This is a genomic window from Nocardioides antri (assembly GCF_008373765.1).
Lineage (GTDB): Bacteria > Actinomycetota > Actinomycetes > Propionibacteriales > Nocardioidaceae > Nocardioides > Nocardioides antri.
Window position 1 is genome coordinate 1 of sequence record NZ_VUJW01000082.1, and the last position, 288, is coordinate 288.

Here is a 288-nt window from a genome sequence, read left to right on the forward strand (position 1 = left end):
CGGGCATTTCATCACCGCTGGGAAGACGGATTTTAGGCCAGTAACCGGTCTCTAGGGGCTCGTTCCACATCATAGGCTTAACGTCACACATCTTGTGGCTCAGACGTTCCAGTCTCATTCTAGCTAGGAGTTGCTGGTTGGCGTACATCATGATCTCGCCACGACGCTCCTTGTTTATGCCGTATGCGTCGTCGGTCATCCAGAACGGATAGTTCATGTGGAGGTAGTACATGTAGGTGTTAAGGTCGACGTCCTCCATGAAATAGGACATAATACAGAGGGTCAAGC

At 50.7% G+C, this 288-nt stretch carries 1 protein-coding gene; it reads right to left on the bottom strand.

All coding sequences use genetic code 11. From position 1 onward, the window contains the following. On the bottom strand, positions 1-259 hold a 259-nt coding region (locus F0U47_RS22655), incomplete at its 3' end, for a hypothetical protein (protein ID WP_188111459.1). Positions 260-288 lie beyond the last annotated feature (29 nt).